The sequence below is a fragment of the Roseateles sp. GW821-FHT02E12 genome (assembly GCF_059421665.1).
On record NZ_JBWKVK010000004.1, the window covers coordinates 40,978 to 62,904 of the forward strand.

General features: G+C 68.9%; 20 protein-coding genes. 3 read left to right on the forward strand and 17 right to left on the reverse strand.

Annotated elements, in window-relative coordinates; all coding sequences use genetic code 11:
- Nucleotides 1-5: 5 nt before the first annotated feature.
- The 7 genes from mdcA to AC07V5_RS23125 form a co-directional block, all read right to left on the reverse strand.
- A complete protein-coding gene (gene mdcA / locus AC07V5_RS23095; protein ID WP_495118069.1) occupies nt 6-1,676 on the reverse strand; it encodes a malonate decarboxylase subunit alpha in 1,671 nt (556 codons plus the stop codon).
- 10 nt (nt 1,677-1,686) lie between these two features.
- On the reverse strand, nt 1,687-3,048 hold the full coding sequence (locus AC07V5_RS23100; protein ID WP_495118070.1) for a TRAP transporter large permease: 1,362 nt from the start codon (nt 3,046-3,048) through the stop codon (nt 1,687-1,689).
- Nucleotides 3,045-3,620 (reverse strand): TRAP transporter small permease, encoded by a 576-nt coding sequence (locus AC07V5_RS23105; RefSeq protein ID WP_495118071.1) that lies wholly within the window; start codon nt 3,618-3,620, stop codon nt 3,045-3,047. The genes AC07V5_RS23100 and AC07V5_RS23105 overlap by 4 nt, the downstream gene beginning before the upstream one ends.
- Nucleotides 3,621-3,627: 7 nt before the next feature.
- Nucleotides 3,628-4,647 (reverse strand): TRAP transporter substrate-binding protein DctP, encoded by a 1,020-nt coding sequence (gene dctP, locus AC07V5_RS23110; protein WP_495118072.1) that lies wholly within the window; start codon nt 4,645-4,647, stop codon nt 3,628-3,630.
- 117 nt (nt 4,648-4,764) lie between these two features.
- Complete coding sequence (locus AC07V5_RS23115) at nt 4,765-5,691, reverse strand: LysR family transcriptional regulator (RefSeq protein WP_495118073.1); 927 nt, start codon at nt 5,689-5,691, stop codon at nt 4,765-4,767.
- 113 nt (nt 5,692-5,804) lie between these two features.
- Entirely contained in the window at nt 5,805-6,968 is a 1,164-nt protein-coding gene (locus AC07V5_RS23120) for a PepSY-associated TM helix domain-containing protein (protein ID WP_495118074.1), read from the reverse strand.
- The gene (locus AC07V5_RS23125) at nt 6,965-7,141 is read right to left on the reverse strand and encodes a hypothetical protein (protein ID WP_495118075.1); all 177 of its coding nucleotides are present in this window, start codon (nt 7,139-7,141) and stop codon (nt 6,965-6,967) included. Before AC07V5_RS23125 ends, AC07V5_RS23120 begins: the two co-directional genes overlap by 4 nt.
- Nucleotides 7,142-7,324: 183 nt before the next feature.
- Between AC07V5_RS23125 and AC07V5_RS23130 the strand changes: the two genes are divergently transcribed.
- The gene (locus AC07V5_RS23130; RefSeq protein ID WP_495118076.1) at nt 7,325-9,427 is read left to right on the forward strand and encodes a TonB-dependent siderophore receptor; all 2,103 of its coding nucleotides are present in this window, start codon (nt 7,325-7,327) and stop codon (nt 9,425-9,427) included.
- Between the two features lie 39 nt (nt 9,428-9,466).
- Here the strand turns inward: AC07V5_RS23130 and AC07V5_RS23135 are convergent, their stop codons facing one another.
- The 3 genes from AC07V5_RS23135 to AC07V5_RS23145 are packed head-to-tail and all read right to left on the reverse strand — an operon-like array spanning nt 9,467 to nt 11,356.
- A complete protein-coding gene (locus AC07V5_RS23135; protein ID WP_495118077.1) occupies nt 9,467-10,045 on the reverse strand; it encodes a DUF4337 domain-containing protein in 579 nt (192 codons plus the stop codon).
- Nucleotides 10,046-10,049: 4 nt separating this feature from the next.
- Complete coding sequence (locus AC07V5_RS23140) at nt 10,050-10,544, reverse strand: dihydrofolate reductase (protein ID WP_495118078.1); 495 nt, start codon at nt 10,542-10,544, stop codon at nt 10,050-10,052.
- On the reverse strand, nt 10,541-11,356 hold the full coding sequence (locus AC07V5_RS23145; RefSeq protein WP_495118079.1) for a thymidylate synthase: 816 nt from the start codon (nt 11,354-11,356) through the stop codon (nt 10,541-10,543). The genes AC07V5_RS23140 and AC07V5_RS23145 overlap by 4 nt, the downstream gene beginning before the upstream one ends.
- A gap of 178 nt (nt 11,357-11,534) precedes the next feature.
- Between AC07V5_RS23145 and AC07V5_RS23150 the strand changes: the two genes are divergently transcribed.
- Nucleotides 11,535-11,954 carry a PH domain-containing protein gene (locus AC07V5_RS23150; RefSeq protein ID WP_495118080.1) on the forward strand — a complete coding sequence of 140 codons (420 nt, stop codon included), beginning with the start codon at nt 11,535-11,537 and terminating at the stop codon, nt 11,952-11,954.
- 56 nt (nt 11,955-12,010) lie between these two features.
- On the forward strand, nt 12,011-12,541 hold the full coding sequence (locus tag AC07V5_RS23155) for a CbrC family protein (RefSeq protein ID WP_495118081.1): 531 nt from the start codon (nt 12,011-12,013) through the stop codon (nt 12,539-12,541).
- Between the two features lie 45 nt (nt 12,542-12,586).
- Here AC07V5_RS23155 and AC07V5_RS23160 read toward each other — a convergent pair whose 3' ends face one another.
- Genes AC07V5_RS23160 through AC07V5_RS23190 form a run of 7 tightly spaced genes read right to left on the reverse strand, consistent with a single transcriptional unit; the run spans nt 12,587 to nt 21,912 of the window.
- Nucleotides 12,587-14,500, reverse strand: a complete 1,914-nt coding sequence (locus tag AC07V5_RS23160) for an alpha/beta hydrolase family protein (RefSeq protein ID WP_495118082.1) — start codon at nt 14,498-14,500, stop codon at nt 12,587-12,589.
- The gene (locus tag AC07V5_RS23165) at nt 14,497-16,287 is read right to left on the reverse strand and encodes an ABC transporter transmembrane domain-containing protein (RefSeq protein ID WP_495118083.1); all 1,791 of its coding nucleotides are present in this window, start codon (nt 16,285-16,287) and stop codon (nt 14,497-14,499) included. Before AC07V5_RS23165 ends, AC07V5_RS23160 begins: the two co-directional genes overlap by 4 nt.
- A complete protein-coding gene (locus tag AC07V5_RS23170; protein ID WP_495118084.1) occupies nt 16,284-17,429 on the reverse strand; it encodes a DegT/DnrJ/EryC1/StrS family aminotransferase in 1,146 nt (381 codons plus the stop codon). Before AC07V5_RS23170 ends, AC07V5_RS23165 begins: the two co-directional genes overlap by 4 nt.
- Nucleotides 17,430-17,446: 17 nt before the next feature.
- Nucleotides 17,447-18,481, reverse strand: coding sequence for a lipocalin-like domain-containing protein (locus AC07V5_RS23175; RefSeq protein ID WP_495118085.1), 1,035 nt, complete (start codon nt 18,479-18,481; stop codon nt 17,447-17,449).
- On the reverse strand, nt 18,478-21,063 hold the full coding sequence (locus AC07V5_RS23180; protein WP_495118086.1) for an ABC transporter permease: 2,586 nt from the start codon (nt 21,061-21,063) through the stop codon (nt 18,478-18,480). Before AC07V5_RS23180 ends, AC07V5_RS23175 begins: the two co-directional genes overlap by 4 nt.
- Complete coding sequence (locus tag AC07V5_RS23185) at nt 21,053-21,706, reverse strand: ABC transporter ATP-binding protein (RefSeq protein WP_495118087.1); 654 nt, start codon at nt 21,704-21,706, stop codon at nt 21,053-21,055. The genes AC07V5_RS23180 and AC07V5_RS23185 overlap by 11 nt, the downstream gene beginning before the upstream one ends.
- Nucleotides 21,703-21,912: a type II toxin-antitoxin system antitoxin gene (locus tag AC07V5_RS23190; RefSeq protein ID WP_495118088.1), complete on the reverse strand. Its 210-nt coding sequence runs from the start codon at nt 21,910-21,912 to the stop codon at nt 21,703-21,705. The genes AC07V5_RS23185 and AC07V5_RS23190 overlap by 4 nt, the downstream gene beginning before the upstream one ends.
- Nucleotides 21,913-21,927: the final 15 nt, after the last annotated feature.

Here is a 21,927-nt window from a genome sequence, read left to right on the forward strand (position 1 = left end):
TTTCCTCACCAGTTGCGAAAGCGCTTGGGCGGGCTGTAGAGGCCACCGGAGGCGCGCACGAGGTCGCGCATGCTGCGCGCGGCGAGCAGGTTTCGGGTGGCGTCGCGCGGGTCGATGCCGAGGTCCGCAGGCCGCTTGATGACGCCACGGTCGCGCAGGTTCTCCACCATGCGTGCATCCCGCGCCAGGCCCACCGCGGTGTAGCCGGCCACGCCACGGATGGCCTGCTCGCGCTCCTCGTCGCTGCGGCACAGCAGCAGGTTGGCGATGCCTTCCTCGGTCAGGATGTGGCTCACGTCGTCGCCGTAGATCATGATGGGCGGCAGGGCCATATGGGCCTGCTCCTGCAGCGTCCACGCATCGAGCCGCTCGACGAAGGCGGGCTGCATATGCTCGCGGAAGGTCTCCACCATCTGCACGACCAGCTTCTGGCCCCGTGGTGTGCCCGCAGCACCTTGCCGGCCGTCGCGCGCCTCGCGGCCGGCTTTCAGCCAGGCGGGGCTGGCGTGGCGGCGGCCCCGCGCGTCAGCACCCATGTTCGGCGCGCCGCCAAAGCCGGTGATGCGGCCGAGCGTGGCCGTGGAGCTGTTGCCCTGCAGGTCGATCTGCAGCGTGGAGCCGATGAAGAGGTCGCAGGCGTAGTGGCCGGCGGCCTGGCAGAAGGCGCGGTTGCTGCGGAGGCTGCCGTCGGCGCCGGTGAAGAACACGTCCGACCGGGCACGGATGTAGTCCTCCATGCCCAGCTCGGAGCCGAAGGAGTGGATGGACTCCACCCAGCCGGCCTCGATGGCGGGAATGAGGGCAGGGTGGGGGTTCAGCGCCCAGTGCTTGCAGATCTTGCCCTTGAGGCCCAGCGACTCCGCGTAGGTGGGCAGCAGCAGCTCGATGGCGGCCGTGTCGAAGCCGATGCCGTGGTTCAGGCGCTGTACGCCGTACTCGGCATAGATGCCCTTGATGGCCATCATGGCCATCAGCACCTGGATCTCGCTGATCTGCGCCGGGTCGCGCGTGAACAGCGGCTCGACGAGGTTGGGGCGCGGCGCGGGCACGACGAAGTCCACCCAGTCGGCCGGGATGTCGATGCGCGGCAGGACATCCACGATCTCGTTGACCTGGGCGATGACGATGCCGCCCGAGAAGGCTGTGGCCTCGACGATGGCCGGCGTGTCCTCGGTGTTGGGGCCGGTGTAGAGGTTGCCTTGCGCGTCAGCAGCATGCGCTGCCACCAGCGCGACCTTGGGCGTCAGGTCGACAAAGTAGCGGGCGAACAGTTCGAGGTAGGTGTGGATGGCGCCGATCTCGATGCCACCGCTTGCCACCAGCTTGGCCAGTCGCGTGCCCTGCGGGCCGGAGAAGCTGAAGTCCAGCCGCTTCGCGATGCCGCTCTCGAACACGTCCAGGTGTTCGGGCAGCGCGAGCACCGACTGCACCATGTGCAGGTCGCGCACGCGTTGTGGGTCCACCTGGGTGAGCGACTGCGCGAGGAAGTCGGCCTGCTTCTGGTTGTTGCCTTCCAGGCAGACGCGGTCGCCGGGTTGCAGCACGGCTTCCAGCAGCGCCACCACCGCATCGGTGGCGACGCGCCGGCCCTGCAGCCGCGTGCCGAGGGCCTCGGCCGCGCGGGCCAGGCGCTCGCGGCGCTGGCGGTCGCGCAGGTTCCAGGCAGGAGCGTTCATCGTGTGCTCCTCAGTGCGCCGTGGCGACGGCGCCCATGACCATGTCGGGCAACCCAGTGGCAATGCCCGGGAAGATGCAGATCAGCAGCACCGCCAGCAGCATCAGGATGACGAAGGGCAGCACGCCCCAGATGATGTCGCGCAGGTCGATGTCGGGCGCGATGTTCTTGATGACGAAGATGTTCAGCCCCACCGGTGGGTGGATGAGGCCGGTCTCCATGACGATGGTCATCAGGATGCCGAACCAGATCAGGTCGAACCCCGCGGCCTTGAGCGGTGGCAGGATGATGGGCGCGGTCATCAGGATGATGCTGACCGGCGGCAGGAAGAAGCCCAGCAGGATCACCATCAGCAGCACGGCCGCCAGCAGCACCCACTTGGACAGGTGCATGCCGACGATCCACTCCGCCGCCGCCTGGCTGATGTGCAGATAGCTCATCACGTACGAGAACAGCAGCGACATGCCGATGATGAACATCAGCATGGTCGACTCCTTCAGCGTCGACGTGAGGATGGGGGCCACGTCCTTGGGGCGCCACACGCCGTAGATGACGGCGATCAGAAGCAGGGCCAGCAGGGCGCCCAGGCCGGCGGTTTCAGACGGCGTCGCGAACCCGCCGTACAGCGCCACCATCACGCCGATCAGCAGCAGCACGAAGGGCACGACGCGCGGCAGCATCTCGAACTTCTGGCGGTTCGTGAAGGTCTCGTTGGCCAGCAGCGCAGAGGCGGCACCGGTGCGCTTGTATTCGGCCTCGGCCAGCGCGTACTCCTTGCGGTAGCGCAGCGCGGCATAACCGGCGAACAGCCCCACCAGCAGCACGCCCGGCATGATGCCGGCCAGGAAGAGCCGGCCCAGCGACTGCTCGGCCGCCACCGCGTACAGGATCATCGTGATCGACGGCGGCAGCAGGATGCCCAGGGTGCCGCCGGCCGCGATGATGCCGGCCGCGAAACCGGGCGAGTAGCCGCGTTTGCGCATCTCCGGGATGCCGGCGCTGCCGATGGCCGAGCAGGTGGCCGGGCTGGAGCCGGCCATGGCGGCGAACAGCGCGCAGGCGAACACGTTGGCAATGCCCAGGCCGCCGGGAATGCGGCCCATCCACACGTGCATGGCCGCGTACAAGTCCTGCCCGGCGCGTGATTTGCCGATGGCCGCGCCCTTCAGGATGAACAGCGGGATGGAGAGCAGCGTGATGCTGGCCATCTCCTCGTAGACGTTCTGCGTGACGGTGTCCAGCGCCGAGGCCGGCATGAAGATGGCCATGAACAGCACCGCGACGCTGCCGAGCGCGAACGCGATCGGCGCGCCCGAGAACATGAACAGCAGCGTGACGACGCCGAACAGCGAGCCGAGGGCGAGCATGCTCATGCTGCGACTCCTTGCGTGGGTTTGAAGAGGCCGTTGATGCGGGCCGTGAGCTGCACCAGCAGTTGCAGGCTCAGCAGCGTCATGCCCAGGGCCATCAGGCCATAGGGAATCCACAGTGGCGGCGCCCAGGAGGACGACGTGGTCTGGCCCTCTGCCCAGGCCTCGTGGAACAGCGTCCAGGACTTCCACGCGAAGAAGGCGCAGAAGGCCGTGCACATCAGGTCGACCAGCATCAGGCGCAGGCGGTTGACCGAGCGCGGCAGCAGGCCGGCCATGGCTTCGATGCCGACATGCCCGCGCAGGCCCTGCACGAAGGCGCCGCACAGAAAGGTGGCGCCGACCAGGCAGAACACAGCGGCCTCGTCCTGCCAGTCGGTGGACGCCTTCAGCAGGTAGCGCGAGAAGACGCTGTAGGTGAGCACGGCCGAGGCCACCAGCAGGGCCAGCATGCCGAGCACCACCATGGCGTGGTTGATGAAGTTCAGCCCGCGCGCGACGGGCCGCAGCAGGGCGGGCGTGTCGGGGTCGATGCCGGCCACCGCCGCCGGCTGCATTTCAAAACCGTGGCTCATGGCGTGCTCACAGCAGCTTCTGCGCGGCCTTGAGGATGGCGGCGCACGACTCGTTCTTCTCGCCAAAGTCCTTCCACGCGGTGTCGCGTGCGATGGCCTGCCACTTCTTCAGCGTCGGCTCGTCGATGTCGTAGACCTTGGCGCCGGCCTTGGCGTAGATGTCGGCGGCGGTCTTGTCGTCGGCCTTGGCGGCGTCGCGGGCAAAGACTTCCAGCTCGGCACCCACGGCCATCACCACGTCCTGCTGCGCCTTGGGCAGCTTGTTGAAGACCTCCTTGGAGATCATCAGCGGTTCGAACATGAACCAGTAGGTGTGCTGGCGGCCGGAGGTCAGGTGCTTGGCGATCTCCTCGAGCTTGAAGGAAATGAAGCTGGTGGAGGACGTCATCGCCGCGTCCATCGCGCCGGTCTGCATGGCCGCGTAGATCTCGTTAGAGGGCAGGGTGATGACGGAGGCGCCTGCCTGCTTCAGCATCATGTCCATCTCGCGGCTGCCGCCACGCACCTTCAGGCCCTTGGCGTCGTCCGGCGTTACCAGCGGCCGCGCGCGGCTGGCCACGCCGCCGGCCTGCCAGACCCAGCTGACGATGATGACGCCCTTGTCGTCCAGCACCTTGGACAGCAGCTTGCCGACCTCGGCCGTCTTCCACGCCGCGCCCTGCTCATAGCTGGGCACCAGGGCGGGCATCAGGCCGGCGTTGGTCTCGGCCACCTCGCCGCCGGCATAGGACAGCGGCACCAGGCTCATGTCCAGCGCGCCCTTGCGCATGGCCGAGAACTGCGCGTTGGTCTTCATCAGCGACGAGCCCGGGTAGACCGAGGCCTTGAGTGCGCCGCTGGTGCGCTTCTCGACCTCGGCGGCGAACTTGCGGCACAGCCGGTCGCGGAAGTCACCTTCGGTGAGCGAGCCGCTCGGGAACTGGTGCGAGATCTTCAGGCTGCCCGCCTGGGCGAAAGCGTCGGTCCAGCCGGCGGTGGCGGTGGCAGCGGCAGTGGCCGCCATCCATTGGCGTCGAGTCAGGGTCATGGTTTGTCTCCAGGGTCCGCCATGGGTGGCGGTATGCGGCCGCAGTGTGGAAGCGGCCCCTCTGGCGATCAATCAACCTCACCGGGCGACGTTTACGCCCGCTGCAACGGTCGTGGGTTAACCCTTGGCGGCTTCCAACTCCGCCGAGTGACTGCGGCAGGCGGCCAGCAGCGACAGCAGGTTGGGGTCACGCTCCCGCGTGCGCAGGAAGATGACGCTGATCTTCTGGCGCATGCGGTAGCGCGCCGCCAGCGGCACCAGGCAGACATTGCGCGGCAGCACGCCGCGCACGCGGCCGGGAAGCAGCGTGCAGCCGATGCCGCCGCCCACCAGGTTCATCAACGAGAAGATGTCGTTGGTCGTCATCGCCACGTTGGGCTCGAAGCCGGCGACGTGGAAGGCGTCGACGAAGCGGTCGTGCGTCACATAGCCCTCGTTGAGGGACACGAAGCGCTCGTCGGCGCAGGCGCCGAGGTCGACCTCGGTCTGCTTCGCGTAGGGCGAGTCGACCGGCGCGGCGAAGAAGATCTCGTCCTCGAACAGCAGTTGGGATTCGACGTCGGCTGCGCCCTCCGGGAAGCCCATCACCGTCGCGTCCACCACGCCGTCGCGCAGCTTGCGCAGCAGGTCGCTGTTGGAGCCCAGCACCAGCTCGGTCTGGATGTCGGGCTTGCGCAGGCGCAGCGCCATGATGAGGGCGGGCACGGTGCCGCTGGTCAGCGAGTAGAGCGAGCCGATGCGGATGCGGTCGGCCGCGTAGCCGGCGATCTCGCGCGTGGCGCGGATGCCGTGGGCCATGGTCTGCAGCACCTCACGGGCCACGTCGGCCAGTGCGTGGGCCGCATCGTTGGGCTGCAGGTTGCGGCCTTCAAGCCTGAACAGGCTGCAGCGTGTGCCGGTCTCCAGCGAGTGCAAGGCGCGGTGCACGCTGACCGTGCTGACGCCCAGCCGCTCCGCCGCGCGCGCGAGGCTGCCGCTTTCCATGAAAGCCAGCAGGATCTCCAGCTTGCGGAAGCTGATCTCTTCGTCGATGCGGTGGAGCATGGACGGGCATCGTAGCGGCGCTCATGGCGTGAACGGGATGAACACGTAGACAGCCACGACCGCGGCGAGTACGACGGCCCATTCCACGGCGCCACGCCAGACAGGGTCTCGCATCACTGGCCGGCGCGGGCGGTGCCCACCGGGATGTCGTCAGGGCCAGGGGAGGGCGCCCGCGCGGCGACCTGGCGGCGCTTTTTCAGCCACAGGTACAGGCCGCTGCCGAGGACGATGATGGTCGCCACGTCGAGCAGCGCCCAGATGATCTTCATCGGCATGCCACCGTAGTCGCCGAAGTGCAGCGGCTGCGACACCAGCAGCGCCGTCAGGTACCAGGGCAAGTCGGGTGCAGCCGTTACCTGCGCGCTGCGCGCGTCCACCAGCACGGGCTTGAGCAGCTTGGCCGTCAGCGGCGTGTTGCCCTTCATGAAGAAGGTGACGTGATGCGGGCTGGAGAAGGCGGTGCCGGGGAAGGCGATGAAGCTCAGCTTGCTGTCGGGCGCCTGGGCCTGGGCTGCGGCCAGCGCGTGCTGCAGCGGTGCGCGCTCCGCCTCGGGCACGAGGGGTTGGCCCTTGTAGGGCGCGAGCAGTGCGGTGAGCTGGTCGTACTGCCAGTACTTGATAAGCAGGTCTGCCCAGGTGTTGATGACGCCGGTGGCGCCCACGACCAGGGCCCACACCAGCGTGACGATGCCGAGCAGGTTGTGCAGGTCCAGCCAGCGCGTGCGCGGGCCGCTGGCCTGGCGCACGGTGCCGAAGTCCAGCTTGCGCATGAAAGGCGCGTAGAGCACCACGCCCGAAACGATGGCGATCACCAGCAGCAGGCCCATCAGGCCGAGGAAGAGCTTGCCGGGCAGGCCGGCGAAGAGGTCGATGTGCAGCCGCGCCATCCAGTACATGAAGCCTTCGTCGAAGCGCGGCTCGGCCAGCACCGTGGCGCTGCGGCCGTCCACGGCGACGGAGCGGTAGTCGTCGGTCGGGTCGGGCGTGGGCGTCAGCGTGACGTACCACAGGCGCGCGTCCTCCTCGTCGGGCGACACGTACTGCACGACACGCTCAGGGTGGCGGGCGCGGCCGGCGGCGATGACGGTATCCAACGTGGACAGGCTGGCCTTGGCGGTTGGGTCCGGCAACTCGACGGCCTTGCCGGTCAGGTGAGCGATCTCGTGCATGAAGATCAGCGGCAGGCCGGTCAGGCACAGCAGCAGCATGAAGAGGGTGCAGACCAGGCTGCTCCACTTGTGCAGCCAGGCCCAGACCCGCAGGGTGCGCGCCGTCATGCCCGCTTCCCCGCGAAGCTGTATCGCGCCATGACGACCACGGGCAGCCCCAGGGCGACCCAGGCCCAGGCGTCGCCCCAGTTGTCGGAGACGAGGGCGCTGATGAGCCCGGAGGCGGTGAGGGCTGCCAGCGCAATGGGCCAGGCCCAGACGCGGCGGAAGTGAGCAGACATGCGATCTCCTGGAGGCCATCCCTGCGGCAGGGGCGGCGCTAGTCCAGCATTTTATGCGAATCTACATGCGACTCATTCGCGTTTGCATTTATAGTTGAACGGACAGTCCCCCGCCAACTCCGGGGCGCAGCCGGCACGCCGCTGGCATCGCCAAGCTGCGCCGCCCTCCCGTCAGGTTTATCCATGCAGAACAAATTCGTGCTGAGCGCGTGTGCCCTTGCGGCCAGCGCCATGTTGGGCAATGCCCAGGCCCAAGCCCAGACCCAGCAGATCGAAGCCGTCGTCGTTACCGGCAAGCGCGCCAACCGCATCTCCAAGGGCGCTACCGGCCTGCCGATGGAGCTGAAGGACACGCCGCAGACCATCAGCCGGATCGACCAGGACGAGATGGCCGACTTCGGCCTCACGGGCAGCAACGAGGCCCTGGGCCTGGCCACCGGCATCAACGTCGAGCAGTACGAAACCAACCGGGCGACCTTCAACGCGCGCGGCTTCGAGATCCAGCTGACCCAGATGGACGGCCTGGGCATGACCAATTCCTGGGGCACGGTCGTCGGCCGGGAAGACACCTTCCTGTTCGATCGCATCGAGCTGATCCGTGGCGCCAATGGCCTGCTGACGGGCGTCGGCAACGCATCGGGAACGATCAACTACATCCGCAAGCGCCCCAAGAACCAGGACGGCAGCGAGTTCGACGTAACCCTCGGCTCCTACGGCCAGAAGCGCGTGGCGCTGGACTACAACAAGGTGCTGACCGAGGACGGCGCCTGGGCCGGCCGCCTGGTGGTGGCGCACGAGGACAAGGACTCGCACCTGCGCGATCTGCACGACAAGCGCACGTCCGTCTACGGCGTGGTCGACGGCCAGATCGGCAGCGACGGCGTGCTGACCGTGGGCGTCACGGCGGTTGACGCCAAGCAGGACTCGCCGATGTGGGGCTCGCTGACGCTGCTGCGCTCCAACGGCACGCAGGCCGACTTCGATGCGGGCTCGTCCACCTCGCAGAAGTGGACCTACTGGAACAACAAGTCCTACAACGCCTTCATCGAGTACGCCCATCGCCTGAGCCCCGACTGGGAAGCCAAGCTGACCTACAACGCCCGCCATGGCAACGAGTCGACGCGGCTGCTCTACGCCTACTCTCAGACCGGCGTGCTCAACCCGGACAACACCGGCCTGGTCGGCTGGCCCTACCGCAGCGAGGGCAGCGGCGACAACCGCGTGCTGGACGCCAACCTGTCCGGCGAGTTCTCAGCCTTCGGCCGCAAGCACAGCCTGCTGGTGGGCGTGACGCAGTCGCGCGAGAAGACGTCGGTGGACACCTTCGCCGCGCAGACCCACATGCTTGATCCGCTGCCGGCCTTCCCCTACGGCGGCGATGCCTACACGGAACCGCAATGGGGCCCGCGTGAGCCAAGCACCCGCGGCGAACAGAAGCTGACCCGTCTGTACGCCGCCTCGCGCCTGGCGCTGACCGACTCGCTCAAGGGCATCGTCGGCCTGAACGCCGTGCGCCTGGAGCGCAGCGGTGCGTCTATCTACGGCAACGCGGCCACCAACACTGCTTATCCAGACACCAAGGAAGTCAGCCCCTACGCGGGCCTGACCTACGACTTCACGCCGGACGTGCTCGGCTATGTCTCCTATTCGGACATCTTCCAGAACCAGGACCAGACCGACAAGAAGGGCGAGTACCTGGCGCCGATGAAGGGCGTGAACACCGAAGTTGGCGTGAAGGCCGAGTGGCTGAACAAGGCCCTGCTGACCACCTTGGCCGTATTCAGCGCCAAGCAGGATGGCCTGGCGACCTATGGCGGCATCATCAGCGGCACGGGCACCAAGCTGGACGGCCAGTACTGGTACGAAGGCAAGGACGTGAAGTCCAAGGGCTTCGAGTTCGAAGCCACCGGCCGCGTCGGCAAGGACACCCGGCTGACGCTGGGCTACACCCACCTCAACCTGACCGGCCCCGATGGCACCGACATCTACGAATGGGTGCCACGCAACACGGTGAACTTCCGCGTCGACACCCGCCTGGCCGTGCTGCCGGCCTTGCGCCTGGGTGTTGGCGGCCGCTGGCAGGATGACGTGAGCAAGGTGGGCAGCGCCAGGCAGGACGCCTACCTGGTGGCCAATGCCTTCGCCGCCTACGAGCTGAACAAGGCCGCCACGGTGCGCTTCAACGTCAACAACCTGTTCGACAAGAAGGCCATCGGCGGCCTCGCGTACGGTGCCATCTACAACGCGCCGCGCAACTTCGCGATCTCGTTGAGCTACAAGCTCTGACGCCCCTGGCCAGCTTGCCGGCCTTTCATTCCGGCTGCGTCAGATGTGCGAGGCCGCCAGGCCGCCCAGCACGATGCCAATGCTGCCGGCGACGATGGTGGCCCATTCCATCCAGCGCTTCTTGGTCAGCAGCGTGATGGCGGCTAGCGCGATGGACACCTGCAAGGCCGTCGTCGCCTGAGCCCAGCGGTGGTGCAGATGGATCTGCTCGGCGCTTTCATGCTCGAAATGCTTGGACTCTTCCTCCAGCTTTTCGGCGTTGGCCTTGATCTCGGCCTTTTCCTTCTCGTAGCGCGCGATCTTGTCGCGGTACTTGGCCTTCTGTTCCTCGTTGCTGCTCAGGTCCAGGGCCAGTTCCGACAGGTTCTGCTTGCTGCTCTTGGCCTGGTAGAAGGCCCACTGGTTGCTGGCTTCAGTCTTCTTGATGGCCGCGTCGTTCTTGTACAGGGCCGCGTTGATCTGGGTCACGCCACCGGTGTAGGAAAAGAAGGCGCCGACCGTGGCCAGGATGGCCGTGATGACGGCGAGCTTGCCGGCAAAGCCCTTGGGCTCGTGCTGGGCAGCGTGCTCCAGCTCGTGCTCGTGGGGGCCGTGGACATGGAAGCCTTTTCCGGACATGGTTCTATTCCTTGCGTAGGTAATCGACGAAATCGAAGGCCATGCCGTTCACGCTCGTGCGCGTCTCGCGGTGGGCTTCGATGAATTGATCGCGCGGCCAGGCCGGGAAATGCCTGTCCGCATCAGGGTAGACGACATCCACCTCGGTCAGCGCCAGCTTGTCAGCCCGCGGCAAGGCCAGGGCATAGATCTCGCCGCCGCCGATGACGCAGGTCTCTGGCTCGGTCGCGCAGGCGGCGAGGGCGGCGTCCAGGCTGGCGAAGACCTCGGCGCCAGGTAACTCGCCGATGCTGCGGCTGACGACGAGGTTGCGCCGCCCAGGCAGGGGGCGAAACCTGGCCGGAATCGAGTCCCAGGTCTTGCGGCCCATGACGACGGGCTTGCCCATGGTCAGCGCCTTGAAGCGAGCCATGTCCTCAGGGATGTGCCACAGCAGGGCGTTGTCGCGCCCGATGGCGCCGTCTTTCGCGACCGCCGCCACCAAAGTGATGAAGCTCATACCGCGACGGGCGCCTTGATCGCCGGATGGGGGGCGTAGCTGCTCAGCTCGAAGTCCTCGAACTCGTAGTCGAAGATCGACGCCGGCCGGCGCTTGATCGTCATGGCGGGGTAGGGCCGGGGCTCGCGGGCGAGCTGGGTCTGCACCTGCTCCACGTGGTTGTCGTAGATGTGGCAGTCGCCGCCCGTCCAGACGAAGTCGCCGAGCTGCAGGTCACACTGCTGGGCCAGCATCATCGTCAGCAGCGCGTAGCTCGCGATGTTGAAGGGCACACCCAGGAAGATGTCTGCGCTGCGCTGGTAGAGCTGGCAGCTCAGTTTGCCGTCGGCCACATAGAACTGGAAGAACGCATGGCAGGGCATGAGCGCCATCTTGGACAGCTCGGCCACGTTCCAGGCGCTGACGATGATGCGGCGGCTGTCCGGGTTGGTCTTCAGCTGCTTCACCACCTCGGCGATCTGGTCGATGTGGCCGCCGTCCGGCGTCGGCCAAGAGCGCCACTGCACGCCGTACACCGGCCCCAGGTCACCGTCCTCTCGCGCCCATTCGTTCCAGATCGTCACGCCGCGCTCCTGCAGCCAGCGGGCGTTGCTGTCGCCGCGCAGGAACCACAGCAGTTCCAGCACGATGGACTTCAGATGCACCTTCTTCGTCGTCACCAGCGGGAAGCCCTGGTTGAGGTCGAAGCGCATCTGGTGCCCGAACACGCTGCGCGTGCCGGTGCCGGTGCGGTCACTCTTGTGAACGCCATGTTCAAACACATGGCGCATGAAATCTTCGTATTGCTGCGGAGGGCGGGGCGGGGTACTCATGCACGCATTGTCCGACAGGCATTGAGGGTCCTTGACCCCATGGCATCCACCAGCGCGGCATTGCGGCTGCCTCTGGCGGCTAGCCATCCAGCTAGTCGGATTCTTCAGCATTCCCCAGCCGATGCCGATGCACTGACACTGTTGTCCAATCCTCGGCATCCACTCCACAGATCCCAACATGTCCAGCTACGTCGATGAGGTTCTCGTGCCCGGTGAGCGCGTCGTCCACCTGGGGCGCACCAGCCTCTGGTCGGTGTGGCACCTGCTGCTGTTCGGCCTGATCCTGCTGCCGGCCTTCGGCCTGGGCCTCATCCTTTGGGGCGTCGCCTACGTCCGCATCCGATCCACCGAACTGGCCGTGACGACCAAGCGTTTGATCGTCAAGCACGGGTTCATCCGCCGCAGCACGATAGAGATCAACATCAACAAGGTGGAAAGCATCCAGGTCAATCAGTCGCTGATCGGCCGGATGCTCAACTTCGGCACGCTCGTCATCGCCGGCACGGGCTCGTCCCATGCGCCCATCAACGGTATCGCGGAGCCGCTCGCATTCCGCCGGGCCTTTGTCGAGGCGCAGGACTCGGCACCAGGCAGCTAGAACTGACCGCGTCGCCCAAGAGGCGCTTTCGCCCAGGCGTCTGCTAGCGTGCAGGCATGAACATGCCTTCCTTCCGCTATCACCCCGACCCGCTGGCTACCGGCGCCATCGCAGCGCGGCAGGTCGAATGCGCCTGTTGCGGCCAGGCGCGTGGTTTCGTCTATGTGCAGCCGGTCTACGGCACCAGCGACCTGGACGAGCGCCTGTGCCCCTGGTGCATCGCTGACGGCTCCGCGGCGGGCAAGCTGGGCGCGAGGTTTTCTGACTCACACCCGCTGCAGCAAGCGGGCATTGCCCAAGACGTCATCGACGAGGTGAACCTGCGCACACCCGGCTACTCATGCTGGCAGCAGGAGGAGTGGCTGGCGCATTGCAACGACGCCTGTGAGTTCCACGGCGACGCGCTGGAGGAGGACGTGGAAGACGCGAGCGAAGCCACGAAGGCGGATTGGCGGCAGCACTACGGGCTGACCGAGAAGGATTGGGCCCGCGCTACCAAGGGCTACGAGCCGGCGGGCGACAACGCGTTCTACAAGTTCGTGTGCCGGCACTGCGGCGTGGTGCGGCTGGGATGGGACCACTCGTGAGCGGGCGGCATCAGGCCGCGGCTTGATGCCCCGAATGCCTCGCGTTTACTTGTCCGCGTCTGCGCCCGTGGGCTTGCCGATGTGCTTGTCGATGAAGCCCAGCAGGCGGGTGGCGAACAACTCGGCGCCCTGGACGGTGCTCAAGCCGTGGCCTTCGTCCTTCAGCAGCAGCCACTCATACCGCCGGCCTGCCTTGTCCATGGCCTTCATCAGCCGCTCGCTGTGGCCGATCAGCACGCGCATGTCGTCGTCGCCATGCGCGATCAGCAGCGGCGCCTGGATGCGGGCGGCATTCTTGAGCGGTGAGACCGCGTCCAGCTTGGCACGCTCCTTCTCCGGGTCGCCGACGCGCAGCCGGGCCGTCTCGCGTGTGATCTTGGTGGAGTCGGAGCTGTCCGCGTAGAGCTGGGCGATGTCCGATACGCCGGCGAAGCTGACGCCGCAGCGGTAGAGCTCGGGCGTCTTGATCAGGCCCCAGACGGCCGCGTAGCCGCCGTAGCTCGCGCCATAGATGCAGATGCGCTTCGGGTCGGCCACGCCGGTGCGGATCAGGTGCTGCACGCCGGCCGTGATGTCGTCCTGCATGGCCAGGCCCCATTGACCGTAGCCGGCCTGCTCGAAGGCCTTGCCGAAGCCTGTGGAACCGCGGAACTGGGGCTGCAGCACCGCGTAGCCGCGCGTGGCCAGCAACTGCGTGTCGGCGTCCCAGGCCCAGTGGTCGCGCACGAAAGGCCCGCCGTGCACCATGACGACCAGTGGCCAGGGGCCCTTGCCGGTGGCGGGCCGTGTCAGGAAGGCGGGGATGTTCAAGCCATCGGGCGCGGCGTAGGAGATGGTTTCCATGGGCCGCATCTGCGCCGGGTCGATATCGGGCCGGGCCTCCAGCAGCAGGCGCATCTTCATCGTCGATGCGTCCAGCAGATACCAGACGCCGGGGTCCACGTCGCTGTAGGACTGCACCAGCACGCGGCCCTTGGGATCGGTGCCGGACAGCCGGTTGACCTTGCCCGGCAGCGCCGCGTCGACCGCCTTCTGCAGCGCGGCCCAGCGCGGCTCCAGCCACTGCGCCGCCGGCTTCAGGCCGCCCTTGTAGAAGCGCCGGTAGCTGCCATCACCTTCGTCGCCGTCGGCATAGGTGATGTCGACCTGGTCGTCACCAGCCAGCATGTCGCCGCGCTGCTTGGTCATCGGGTCGTAGCGGAAGATCGCCCAGGTGTCGCGGCCTTCGCGCGACAGCACGGTCAATTCGTCCGATGACGCCGATGCGACGAGGGGCTGCCAGCGCTCCTCGGTGACCTTGAACTCATCGAGCTTGAGCCATTCATCCGATTTCGGGCCGCGGTACCACTGCGACAACAGCGTGCGGTCGTTCCAGAACTCGGAGTTGGCCAGCGTCAGCATGCGCAGCCGGCCCTCTGCGTCCAGCGCCCAGTCCATCGGATCGCCGGACATCGGGTACGACAGCGACCGGCTGCGTCCGTTGCGGGCGTCAAACATCGCCAGCTTGCGGAGCTTGAAATCGTCATAGCTCAGCACCGCTGTGGACTGCGGGTCGCCCGGCACGGCCTTGGCCAGCATGCGCACACCGATGTCCGCCAGCCGCTTGCCGGTGAGGTCATGCGTTGAAGCGACGGCGCCGTAGTCGACGGCGAAGATGCTCGACGTGATCCAGCTCAGCCGGCGCGGATAGCGCGCGAACAGGTAGCCGGCGTCGCGCTCCCACTGGCCGAAGATGATGTCCTTGTGCGAGGCGTCGTCGGTGTTCACCAGCATCACGCCGGTGCCGAAGCGCCTGTTCATCAGCGCGATGACATGGCGGCCGTCGGGCGAGATCGCCGCCTGCACCACCAGCGGCGCCCGCGTCGCATCCTGGACGGACAACGGCGCTGGCGTCTCGGCCTGCGCCCAGACGCTTGAAGCCAGCCAAGCCAGCGCGCCGAGCAGGGCGCGCACCCTCATGCGTGTACGAGGCCGAACTGCATGGCAGCCAGCTTGGCGTAGAGCCCGCCGCGAGCGACCAGCTCGTCATGCCGCCCGATGTCCACGATGCGCCCTGCGTCCAGCACGACGATCCGGTCGGCCTTCTGGATGGTGGCCAACCGGTGCGCGATGACCAGCGTCGTGCGATGCTGCATCGCGGCTTCCAGCGCGGCCTGCACGACGCGCTCGCTCTCGGCATCCAGCGCGCTGGTGGCTTCGTCCAGCAGCAGCAGCGGCGGGTTCTTCAGCATGGCGCGGGCGATGCTGATGCGCTGGCGCTGGCCGCCAGACAGACGCACGCCGCGCTCGCCCAGGAAGCTGGCATAGCCCTCGGGCAGAGCGCGGATGAAGTCGTCGGCAAAGGCGGCCTTGGCCGCGGCGATGACCTCCTCGTCCGTTGCGCTGGGCCGGCCGTAGCGGATGTTTTCCATCGCCGTCGTCGAGAAGATGACGCTGTCCTGCGGCACTAGGCCGACGTTGGCGCGCAGGTCGGCCAGGCTCAGCTGCTGCGTCGGCACGCCGTTCAGGCGGATCTGGCCGTGCTGCGGGTCATAAAAGCGCAGCAGCAGCTGGAACACCGTCGTCTTGCCGGCGCCGCTCGGGCCAACAAGGGCCACCGTTTCGCCCGGCTGCACGGTCAGCGACAGTGCATCCAGCGCCGCCGTCTGCGGCCGGGACGGGTAGTTGAAAGTGATGGCGTCGAAGTCGACGCGGCTGCCGCCCTGAGCCATCGTCAGCGGTTTGGGCACGGCCGGGTCGGCCACCGGGGAGCGCGCTTCCATCAGCTCGATGAGTCGCTCCGTGGCGCCGGCCGCGCGCAGCACATCGCCCCAGACCTCGGCCAGCACGGCCACACTGCTGACCAGCAACGTCACGTACACCACCGTCTGCCCTAGGTGGCCGGCCGAGATCTTGCCGGCGATGACGGCCTGGGTGCCCTGGTACAGGCCCCACAGCATCGCGCCGAAGACGGCCGTGATGATGAAGGCGACCATGAAGCTGCGGATGCGCGTGCGCTTGCGTGCGGTGTCGAAGGCGGCCTCGCTGGCGGTCGCGAAGCGCTTGGCCTCCGCCCCCTCCTGGGTGTAGCTCTGCACGACGGTGACGGCGTTCAGCACCTCGGCGGCGATGGCCGAGGTGTCGGCCACGCGGTCCTGGCTGGCGCGCGACAGCTTGCGCACGCGGCGGCCGAAGTACAGGGCCGGCGCCACGATCAGCAAGAGGATGCCCAGCACCTGGCCCATCACATAGGGGTTGGTGACGATGAGCATGACCAGCGCGCCGGCGCCCATGACCATGTTGCGCAGGCCCATGGAGAGGCTGGAGCCGACGACGGTCTGCACGACGGTGGTGTCGGTCGTGATGCGGCTCAGCACCTCGCCGGTCTGCGTCGTCTCGAAGAATTCGGGGCTCTGGCGCAGCACGTGGGTGTAGACGGCGTTGCGCAGGTCGGCCGTCACGCGTTCGCCCAGCCAGGTGACCATGTAGAAGCGCGACGCCGAGAACACGCCCAGGGCGGCGCCCACGGCGAACATGGCCAGGAAATGCTCGCGCAGCGCCATCAGCCGCTCGCCGGGGTTGCCGGCCTCGAAGCCGGCGTCGATGAGGCCGCGCAGCGCCAGCGGGAAGGCCAGCGTGGCCAGCGCCGAGAGCAGCAGGGCCGCGAAGGCCAGCGCGATGCGGCCGCGGTAGGGGCGCAGGAAGGGCGCCAGGCCGCTCAGCGAGCGGGCCTGTTTGGAGGCGGGGCGGTCGGTGGTGGAACTCATCGGGTCAGTGTGTCCGTCAATACGGCGCAGGTGCGGGCCAGCATCGCGTCGTCAAGGTCCTGGTGGCAGAGCAGCTGCAACACATGGGTGCGCCAGCGCGCGCCGTGGTCGTCGTGGAAGACCGGCACGCCGGGCCAGACGCGGTCCCAGCGGAACACCGCGCAGCCAGCGGCGCGCAGTGCGGCATAGACGGGCTCGGGTTCGTCCACCCACAGCGGCATGACATAGGGCGCGGCCTGGGCGGGCAGCGGGCCAAGCAGCGGGCGGGCGCCGGGCAGGTTCTGCGTCAACCGGTACAGGGTGTCGAAATGGGCGCGGCGGCGCGCAACGATGCGGGCGCGCGGCAAGTCGAACAGCCGGTGCGTCAGCGCCGGTGGCGCCTGCTCGCTGCGAGCCAGGTCGCAGTCGGCCAGCATCTCGGCCTCGTTCATCTCACGGGGCGTGCCGCCCGTGGACGGCGTGCGTGGCGGGCCGTTCTTCAGGCGGAAGAGCGCGCGCAGCGGCAGGTTCAGCCCGGTCAGGCGGCGCTGCTCGCTGGCGCGCTCCAGCAGGTCGATCCAGGCCTTGAGCTGTTGTTTGGCGCCGGCCGGTTGCAGGGCCTGCGCGGGCAGCGGCCGCGCGGAGGCGAGCAGGCCACCCTCGGACACCGGGAAGAACTTGGACACGCTGGCCGTTGCCAGGTCGCCCCATTGCCCGATGGGCCGCTCGCCGGCCTGGCCGAAGAAGCTGTGAGCGCAGTCTTCCACCAGCGCGATGCTGCGGGCGTCGCACCAGGCGCGCACGGCCGCGAGCGAGCGTGGCAGGCCGAAGAGCTGGGCCACGACGAGGGCGCGTGTGCCCGAAGCCGGCGTGATTGCATCCAGCGCCGGCAGGCCGTCAGGCCCGAGCGGATAGAACTGCACCGCCGCACCGGCCGCGCGCAGCGGCGCAACCAGCGTCGGGCAGTGGTAGCTCGGGGCCAGCACGCTGTCGCCGGCTTTCACGCCCAGGGCCTTCATCGCGGCGAACAGCGCCGCACGGCCGCTGGTCAGCAGCCGGGTGTGGGGCAGGTCGTCGACGGCGGGCAGGCCGGCGGCGCGCTCTCCCGAGAGGTTGTCCCAGCCGAAGGTCGGGCGGGTGGGTTGGCGTGGCTGGCTTGGCATTCGGCGCGCATTGTGGGCTACAGGAGTGGCGGCCTGCCCGCGTAGCCGGTCAATTCCAGGTAGCCGGCGCCCAGTGGCCGCTTTTGGCTGTCGAACAGCTGGGCGGCACCTTCCCAATAGACGAGGCCGCTGCTGTGCCGCGCGTCGATCTCCTGGGCGTCGAAGGCGGCGCTCAGCAGCATCTCGCCGGCGGGGCTCTTCAGCCGCCATTCAACTGGCCAGCGTGCGCCCGTGGCCGGGCTGGCCCAGTGGCGGGTCGGGGTCATCTGGACTTCCTCAGGGCTGAAGCTGCGGTCGGGCTGGCCGGGCGTGCGCAAGCTGCCGCCGGCCCAGTCCCGCTTGCCGTCCTTGCGGCGCAGTTGGAAGAGCGTCAGCGCGCGGCCGTCGTGCAGGTTGATGCCCAGCCAGTCCCAACCCACCGAGTCGCCCAGCACGCTGTTGCTCCATTCATGGTCCAGCCAGGCGCGGCCGGCGAGGCTGTGGCGCTGGCCGTCCAGCATCAGCGCGGCCTGGGTGGCGAGTTGGGGGCGCGAGTAGTAGTGGCTGAACTGCGCGGGATTGGGGCCTTTGCGGGAAAGGCCGCCGTCGCCCTGCAGCAGCGGCGCGTCGGGCGATGACAGCTCCAGCTCCAGCGCAAAACCAGGCCCGCCGAAGATGGCGCGGTGGCCGTCGCCCTCGCGCTTGAGCGTCCAGTCGCGCAGCTTGACGTCGCAGTCGTCCACCATGGCGTGCACGGCGCCGGGCAGGGCGCGCAGCAGGCGCTGGCCGTGGCGCTGCTTCTTGGCGCCCAGGTCGGACAAGGCCACGTGGCCAAGCAGCAACTGCTTGGCCGCCAAGCCGCTGGGGTGGTCGGCCGCGGCGGGGCCAGGCAGGCGGAAGAAGGTCAGCTGGTAGCCGTATCGGGGTGGCGCGCCGTCGCGGTCGCCGAGCAGGCCGGTGAGGTACCACCACTCGATGGCCTGGTCGGGGTGGGCGCCGAAGTCGCTGGGAAAGTTCAGCGCGGCACGGGCCTGCAGGGGCAGGGCGGCAAGCAACAAAGCGCGGCGCTTCATGCGTCTTCCCTCACGGCGCGCACGGCGTCGGCGCCCAGTGCTCGACGCCCGGCGATGACGGACGCGCCGACGGCCGCCGCAAAGGCCAGGCCCACCAGCGCCGCGAGGCGTGCGAGCGGCAGATGCATCTCCATGCTCCAGTGAAAACTCTGCGGGTTGACGACATAGACCAGCACAACGCTCAGCCCCAGGCCCAGCGCCAGCCCGGCCAGCGCGCCGGCACCGCCCGTGAGGCTGGCCTCGATGAGCAGCAGCCGCATCAGCTGGCGCCGCGACAGGCCCAGATGCCGCAGCAGCCCGAACTCGCGCCGGCGCGCCAGCGCCTGGGCCGACTGGCTGGCGATGACGCCGAACAGGCCCACGGCCAGCGCCACGGCCTGCAGCCAGACGGTGATGGCAAAGCTGCGGTCGAAGAGCTTGAGCGACAACGTGCGCAGCTCGCCGGCGGCGGCCATCTCGACGTCCTCGCCGGCCAGCTTGCGAATGGCGGCGCGCGTGGCGTCCAGTGTCTGGCCGGGCGGCAGCCACAGCGCCACTTCGGTGGATGTAGCGTCGCCACTGGCGCGGCGGTAGTCGGGCAGGGCCATCCACAGCGCCGTGCTCTGGCGCGAGTAGTCGCGCCAGATGCCGTGCACCTGCAGCTTGACGGCGCGTCCGCCGTCCACGAACTCGGCCGAGAAGACGTGGCCCGGCACCAGCCCGTCGCGGTCGCGTGCGGCCTCATTGGCCCAAACGGGCAGGGCATCGGCCGCCACGTGGCCGCTCCAGCGCTCGACGAGGGGCAGGCTGCCGGTGTCCACATCTCGCGCCGTCAGCGCCACTGCGTCGGTGCCTGGCGCCAGGCGCAGCCGGGCCGAGCGCTGCGGCGCGGTGCGGGCAATCTCGGGCTGGCGGGGCAGGGCATCCAGCAGGGCCTGCGGCAGCGGTACGGGCATGCCGTTGCCGCCACGCAGCGCGCTGCGAACGTAGAGGTCGGCTGGCAGCGCATGGTCCAGCCAGCGCATCAGCGACTCGCGGAAGCTGCCGATCATCACCGTCATCGCCACGGCCAGTGCCAGGGCGACGAGCACGCCAGCCAGTGACCGGCGCGCCTCGGTGGCTTGATCGCGGCTGCGTTCGCGGGCCAGCAACAGCAGCGCGCTGGCCGGCAGAGTGGCGAGCGCTGCCGTCATGCCACGCACCAGGGCCGGCACCAGGGCCAGGCCACCCATCAGCAGGCAGAGCATGGACAGGTAGGCCGCCACGGGCGTGTCGCCCCACACCGGCGGCAGCCAGGCCAGTGCGCCGCCCAGCGCCAGCAGCCCGCCGCCGACCCAGGCCGGCAGCGTGCGGCTCGCCGGCAGGCCGAGGCCCTTCAGCACGAGGGCGGGCGCGATGCGCCGCACCGTCAGCGCCGGCGCGAGCGCTGCGACCAGGGCCGCAGCCAGGCCCAGGGCCGCGTAGACCAGCGCTGGCAGCAGCAGCGGCTGGCGCCACAGCAGCTCGGCCGACGAGTCGCTGGCGCCATGCAGGCCGAGGTCGCTGCCAAGCAGTTTCAGCGCCCCGGCGGCCAGGCCGGCGCCCAGGGCCAGGCCCAGCAGCGTGCCAGCGGCGCCGACGACCAGCCCCTCCATCAGGATCAGCCGCCAGCGCATGCGCGCCGACACGCCGAGCACGCCCACCAGCGCCCATTGCGGCAGCCGCTGGGCGGTGGCGAGGGACAGCACCGCGTAGACGAGGAAGCTGCCGGTGAACAACGCCATCAGCGACAGCAGGCCGAGGTTCACGCGGTAGGCGCGCGTCAGGTCGGACAGCCGGGCGCCTTCGTCGTCGGGCGGCGTGGCCTTCCAGCGTGTGGGCAGGCGGGCGGACCAGGCGGCGGCGTCCACGCCGGGCGCGAGCTGTACGTCGATGCGGTCCAGCGCGCCCAGGCGGCCGAACAGCGCTTGCGCGTCGGCAATGTCCAGCACGCCCAGCGGGGTGGTGCCGGCGGCAACGCGGCCGCCGATGGCCAGCTCGATGTCGCGCGGCGCGCCGCCACCGGGCTGGGGCAGGCGCAGCGTCAGGCTCGTCGCCCCTTCGGCCAAGCGGGCGCGGGCGGCGGCGTTCAGGTGCACGGTGTTGGCGGCCAGCGCCTGGGCCGGGCCGCCTTCGATCTGGGGCGTCAGCTCCGGCGCCAGCGGGTGGCCGTTGGCGGCGGAGGCCAGCAGGGCGAGCGGGTCCAGCCCGATGAGGTGGACGGACAGGCCGCGGCCATCCGGGCCGGTGTGGCCCGGCCACAGCGCCTGCGCCTCGACGACGGGGCTGGCGGCGGCGACCTCGGGGCGGTTCAGCACCTCGGCGAGGTCGGCGTCGGCCAGCGGGCCGGAGCGGGCGCGCAGGATCAGGTCGGGTTGCCCGTTGACGCCGCGTGCGGCGCGGGCGAACTCGGTGAGCGCCGCGCCGTTGAGCAGGTGCACGCCGAAGGCCAGTGCCACGCCCAGCATGACGGCCACGATGGCCAGCAGGATGCGGCCGGGTTGGTCGCGCCAGGCGGGCCAGCAGAGGTGGCGCCACAGGCGCAGGTCGGTGGGACTGGCCGTGACCCCAGTGCTACTCAGCATGCAGCCCGTTCGCATCCAGGCGCAGCCGTCGGTCAGCCGCGCGCGCAGCGACCTCCGAGTGCGTCACCAGCAAGCACGCGGCTCCGGCCTCGTGCGTGCAGCGTTGCAGCAGCTCCAGCACTTCGCCCGCATGCCGGGGGTCGAGGTTGCCCGTGGGCTCGTCGGCGAGCACCAGCCTTGGCCGATGCACCAGCGCTCGTGCGATGGCGACACGTTGCAACTGGCCGCCGGAGAGCTGCCGCGGCATGCGGGCCGCAAGCGGTGCCAGGTCCACCGCGGCCAGCATCTGCTGCACTCGTGCGTCGTCCGGCTGGCCCAGCAGCCGCAACGGCAGCGCGACGTTGTCCGCCACGCTCAGGTGCGGCAGCAGGTGAAAAGCCTGGAAGACAAAGCCCAGCGCCTGGCGGCGCAAGGCCGAGCGGGCGTCGTCGTCCATGGCGCGCAGGTCCTGGCCGTCGAGCGTGATGCCGCCGGCGTCGGCCTCGTCCAGGCCGGCCAGGCAATTCAGCAGCGTGGATTTGCCGCTGCCGGATTCGCCCAGCAGCGCGACGATTTCACCCGGTGCGAGGTCGATGTCGACCCCCGCGAAGACGGCCACATCGCCGAAGGACTTGGACAGCTTGCGCGCGCTGAGCACGCTCATGGGGAAGGCTCCGGGTCGTTGCGGGGCGCCGTGGCGCGCCCCTTGGGTGGGGCGAGTTTGACGCCGCGCCGGCCCAGCGCCTCGCGCAGCAGCAACTCGGCCTGCGCGTTGGCACTGCGCAGCTCCATCGCCGCGAGCCGCTCGACCTCGGCCCACAGCGCGGGGTCGACGCGCAGCGGAAAGGACTTCTTGTCGGGGCTGGCCATGCTGGCAGGTCGGCG

Bases quoted from the DNA above. Each gene is read 5' to 3' on its own strand.
- dctP (WP_495118072.1), bottom strand. From the start codon at position 4,647: ATGACCCTGACTCGACGCCAATGGATGGCGGCCACTGCCGCTGCCACC.
- AC07V5_RS23100 (WP_495118070.1), bottom strand. From the start codon at position 3,048: ATGAGCATGCTCGCCCTCGGCTCGCTGTTCGGCGTCGTCACGCTGCTG.
- AC07V5_RS23165 (WP_495118083.1), bottom strand. From the start codon at position 16,287: ATGAGTTCCACCACCGACCGCCCCGCCTCCAAACAGGCCCGCTCGCTG.
- AC07V5_RS23135 (WP_495118077.1), bottom strand. From the start codon at position 10,045: ATGTCCGGAAAAGGCTTCCATGTCCACGGCCCCCACGAGCACGAGCTG.
- AC07V5_RS23105 (WP_495118071.1), bottom strand. From the start codon at position 3,620: ATGAGCCACGGTTTTGAAATGCAGCCGGCGGCGGTGGCCGGCATCGAC.
- AC07V5_RS23155 (WP_495118081.1), top strand. From the start codon at position 12,011: ATGAACATGCCTTCCTTCCGCTATCACCCCGACCCGCTGGCTACCGGC.
- AC07V5_RS23170 (WP_495118084.1), bottom strand. From the start codon at position 17,429: ATGCCAAGCCAGCCACGCCAACCCACCCGCCCGACCTTCGGCTGGGAC.
- AC07V5_RS23120 (WP_495118074.1), bottom strand. From the start codon at position 6,968: ATGACGGCGCGCACCCTGCGGGTCTGGGCCTGGCTGCACAAGTGGAGC.
- AC07V5_RS23180 (WP_495118086.1), bottom strand. From the start codon at position 21,063: ATGCTGAGTAGCACTGGGGTCACGGCCAGTCCCACCGACCTGCGCCTG.
- AC07V5_RS23190 (WP_495118088.1), bottom strand. From the start codon at position 21,912: ATGGCCAGCCCCGACAAGAAGTCCTTTCCGCTGCGCGTCGACCCCGCG.
- AC07V5_RS23175 (WP_495118085.1), bottom strand. From the start codon at position 18,481: ATGAAGCGCCGCGCTTTGTTGCTTGCCGCCCTGCCCCTGCAGGCCCGT.
- AC07V5_RS23150 (WP_495118080.1), top strand. From the start codon at position 11,535: ATGTCCAGCTACGTCGATGAGGTTCTCGTGCCCGGTGAGCGCGTCGTC.
- AC07V5_RS23160 (WP_495118082.1), bottom strand. From the start codon at position 14,500: ATGAGGGTGCGCGCCCTGCTCGGCGCGCTGGCTTGGCTGGCTTCAAGC.
- AC07V5_RS23125 (WP_495118075.1), bottom strand. From the start codon at position 7,141: ATGTCTGCTCACTTCCGCCGCGTCTGGGCCTGGCCCATTGCGCTGGCA.
- mdcA (WP_495118069.1), bottom strand. From the start codon at position 1,676: ATGAACGCTCCTGCCTGGAACCTGCGCGACCGCCAGCGCCGCGAGCGC.
- AC07V5_RS23115 (WP_495118073.1), bottom strand. From the start codon at position 5,691: ATGCTCCACCGCATCGACGAAGAGATCAGCTTCCGCAAGCTGGAGATC.
- AC07V5_RS23130 (WP_495118076.1), top strand. From the start codon at position 7,325: ATGCAGAACAAATTCGTGCTGAGCGCGTGTGCCCTTGCGGCCAGCGCC.
- AC07V5_RS23185 (WP_495118087.1), bottom strand. From the start codon at position 21,706: ATGAGCGTGCTCAGCGCGCGCAAGCTGTCCAAGTCCTTCGGCGATGTG.
- AC07V5_RS23140 (WP_495118078.1), bottom strand. From the start codon at position 10,544: ATGAGCTTCATCACTTTGGTGGCGGCGGTCGCGAAAGACGGCGCCATC.
- AC07V5_RS23145 (WP_495118079.1), bottom strand. From the start codon at position 11,356: ATGAGTACCCCGCCCCGCCCTCCGCAGCAATACGAAGATTTCATGCGC.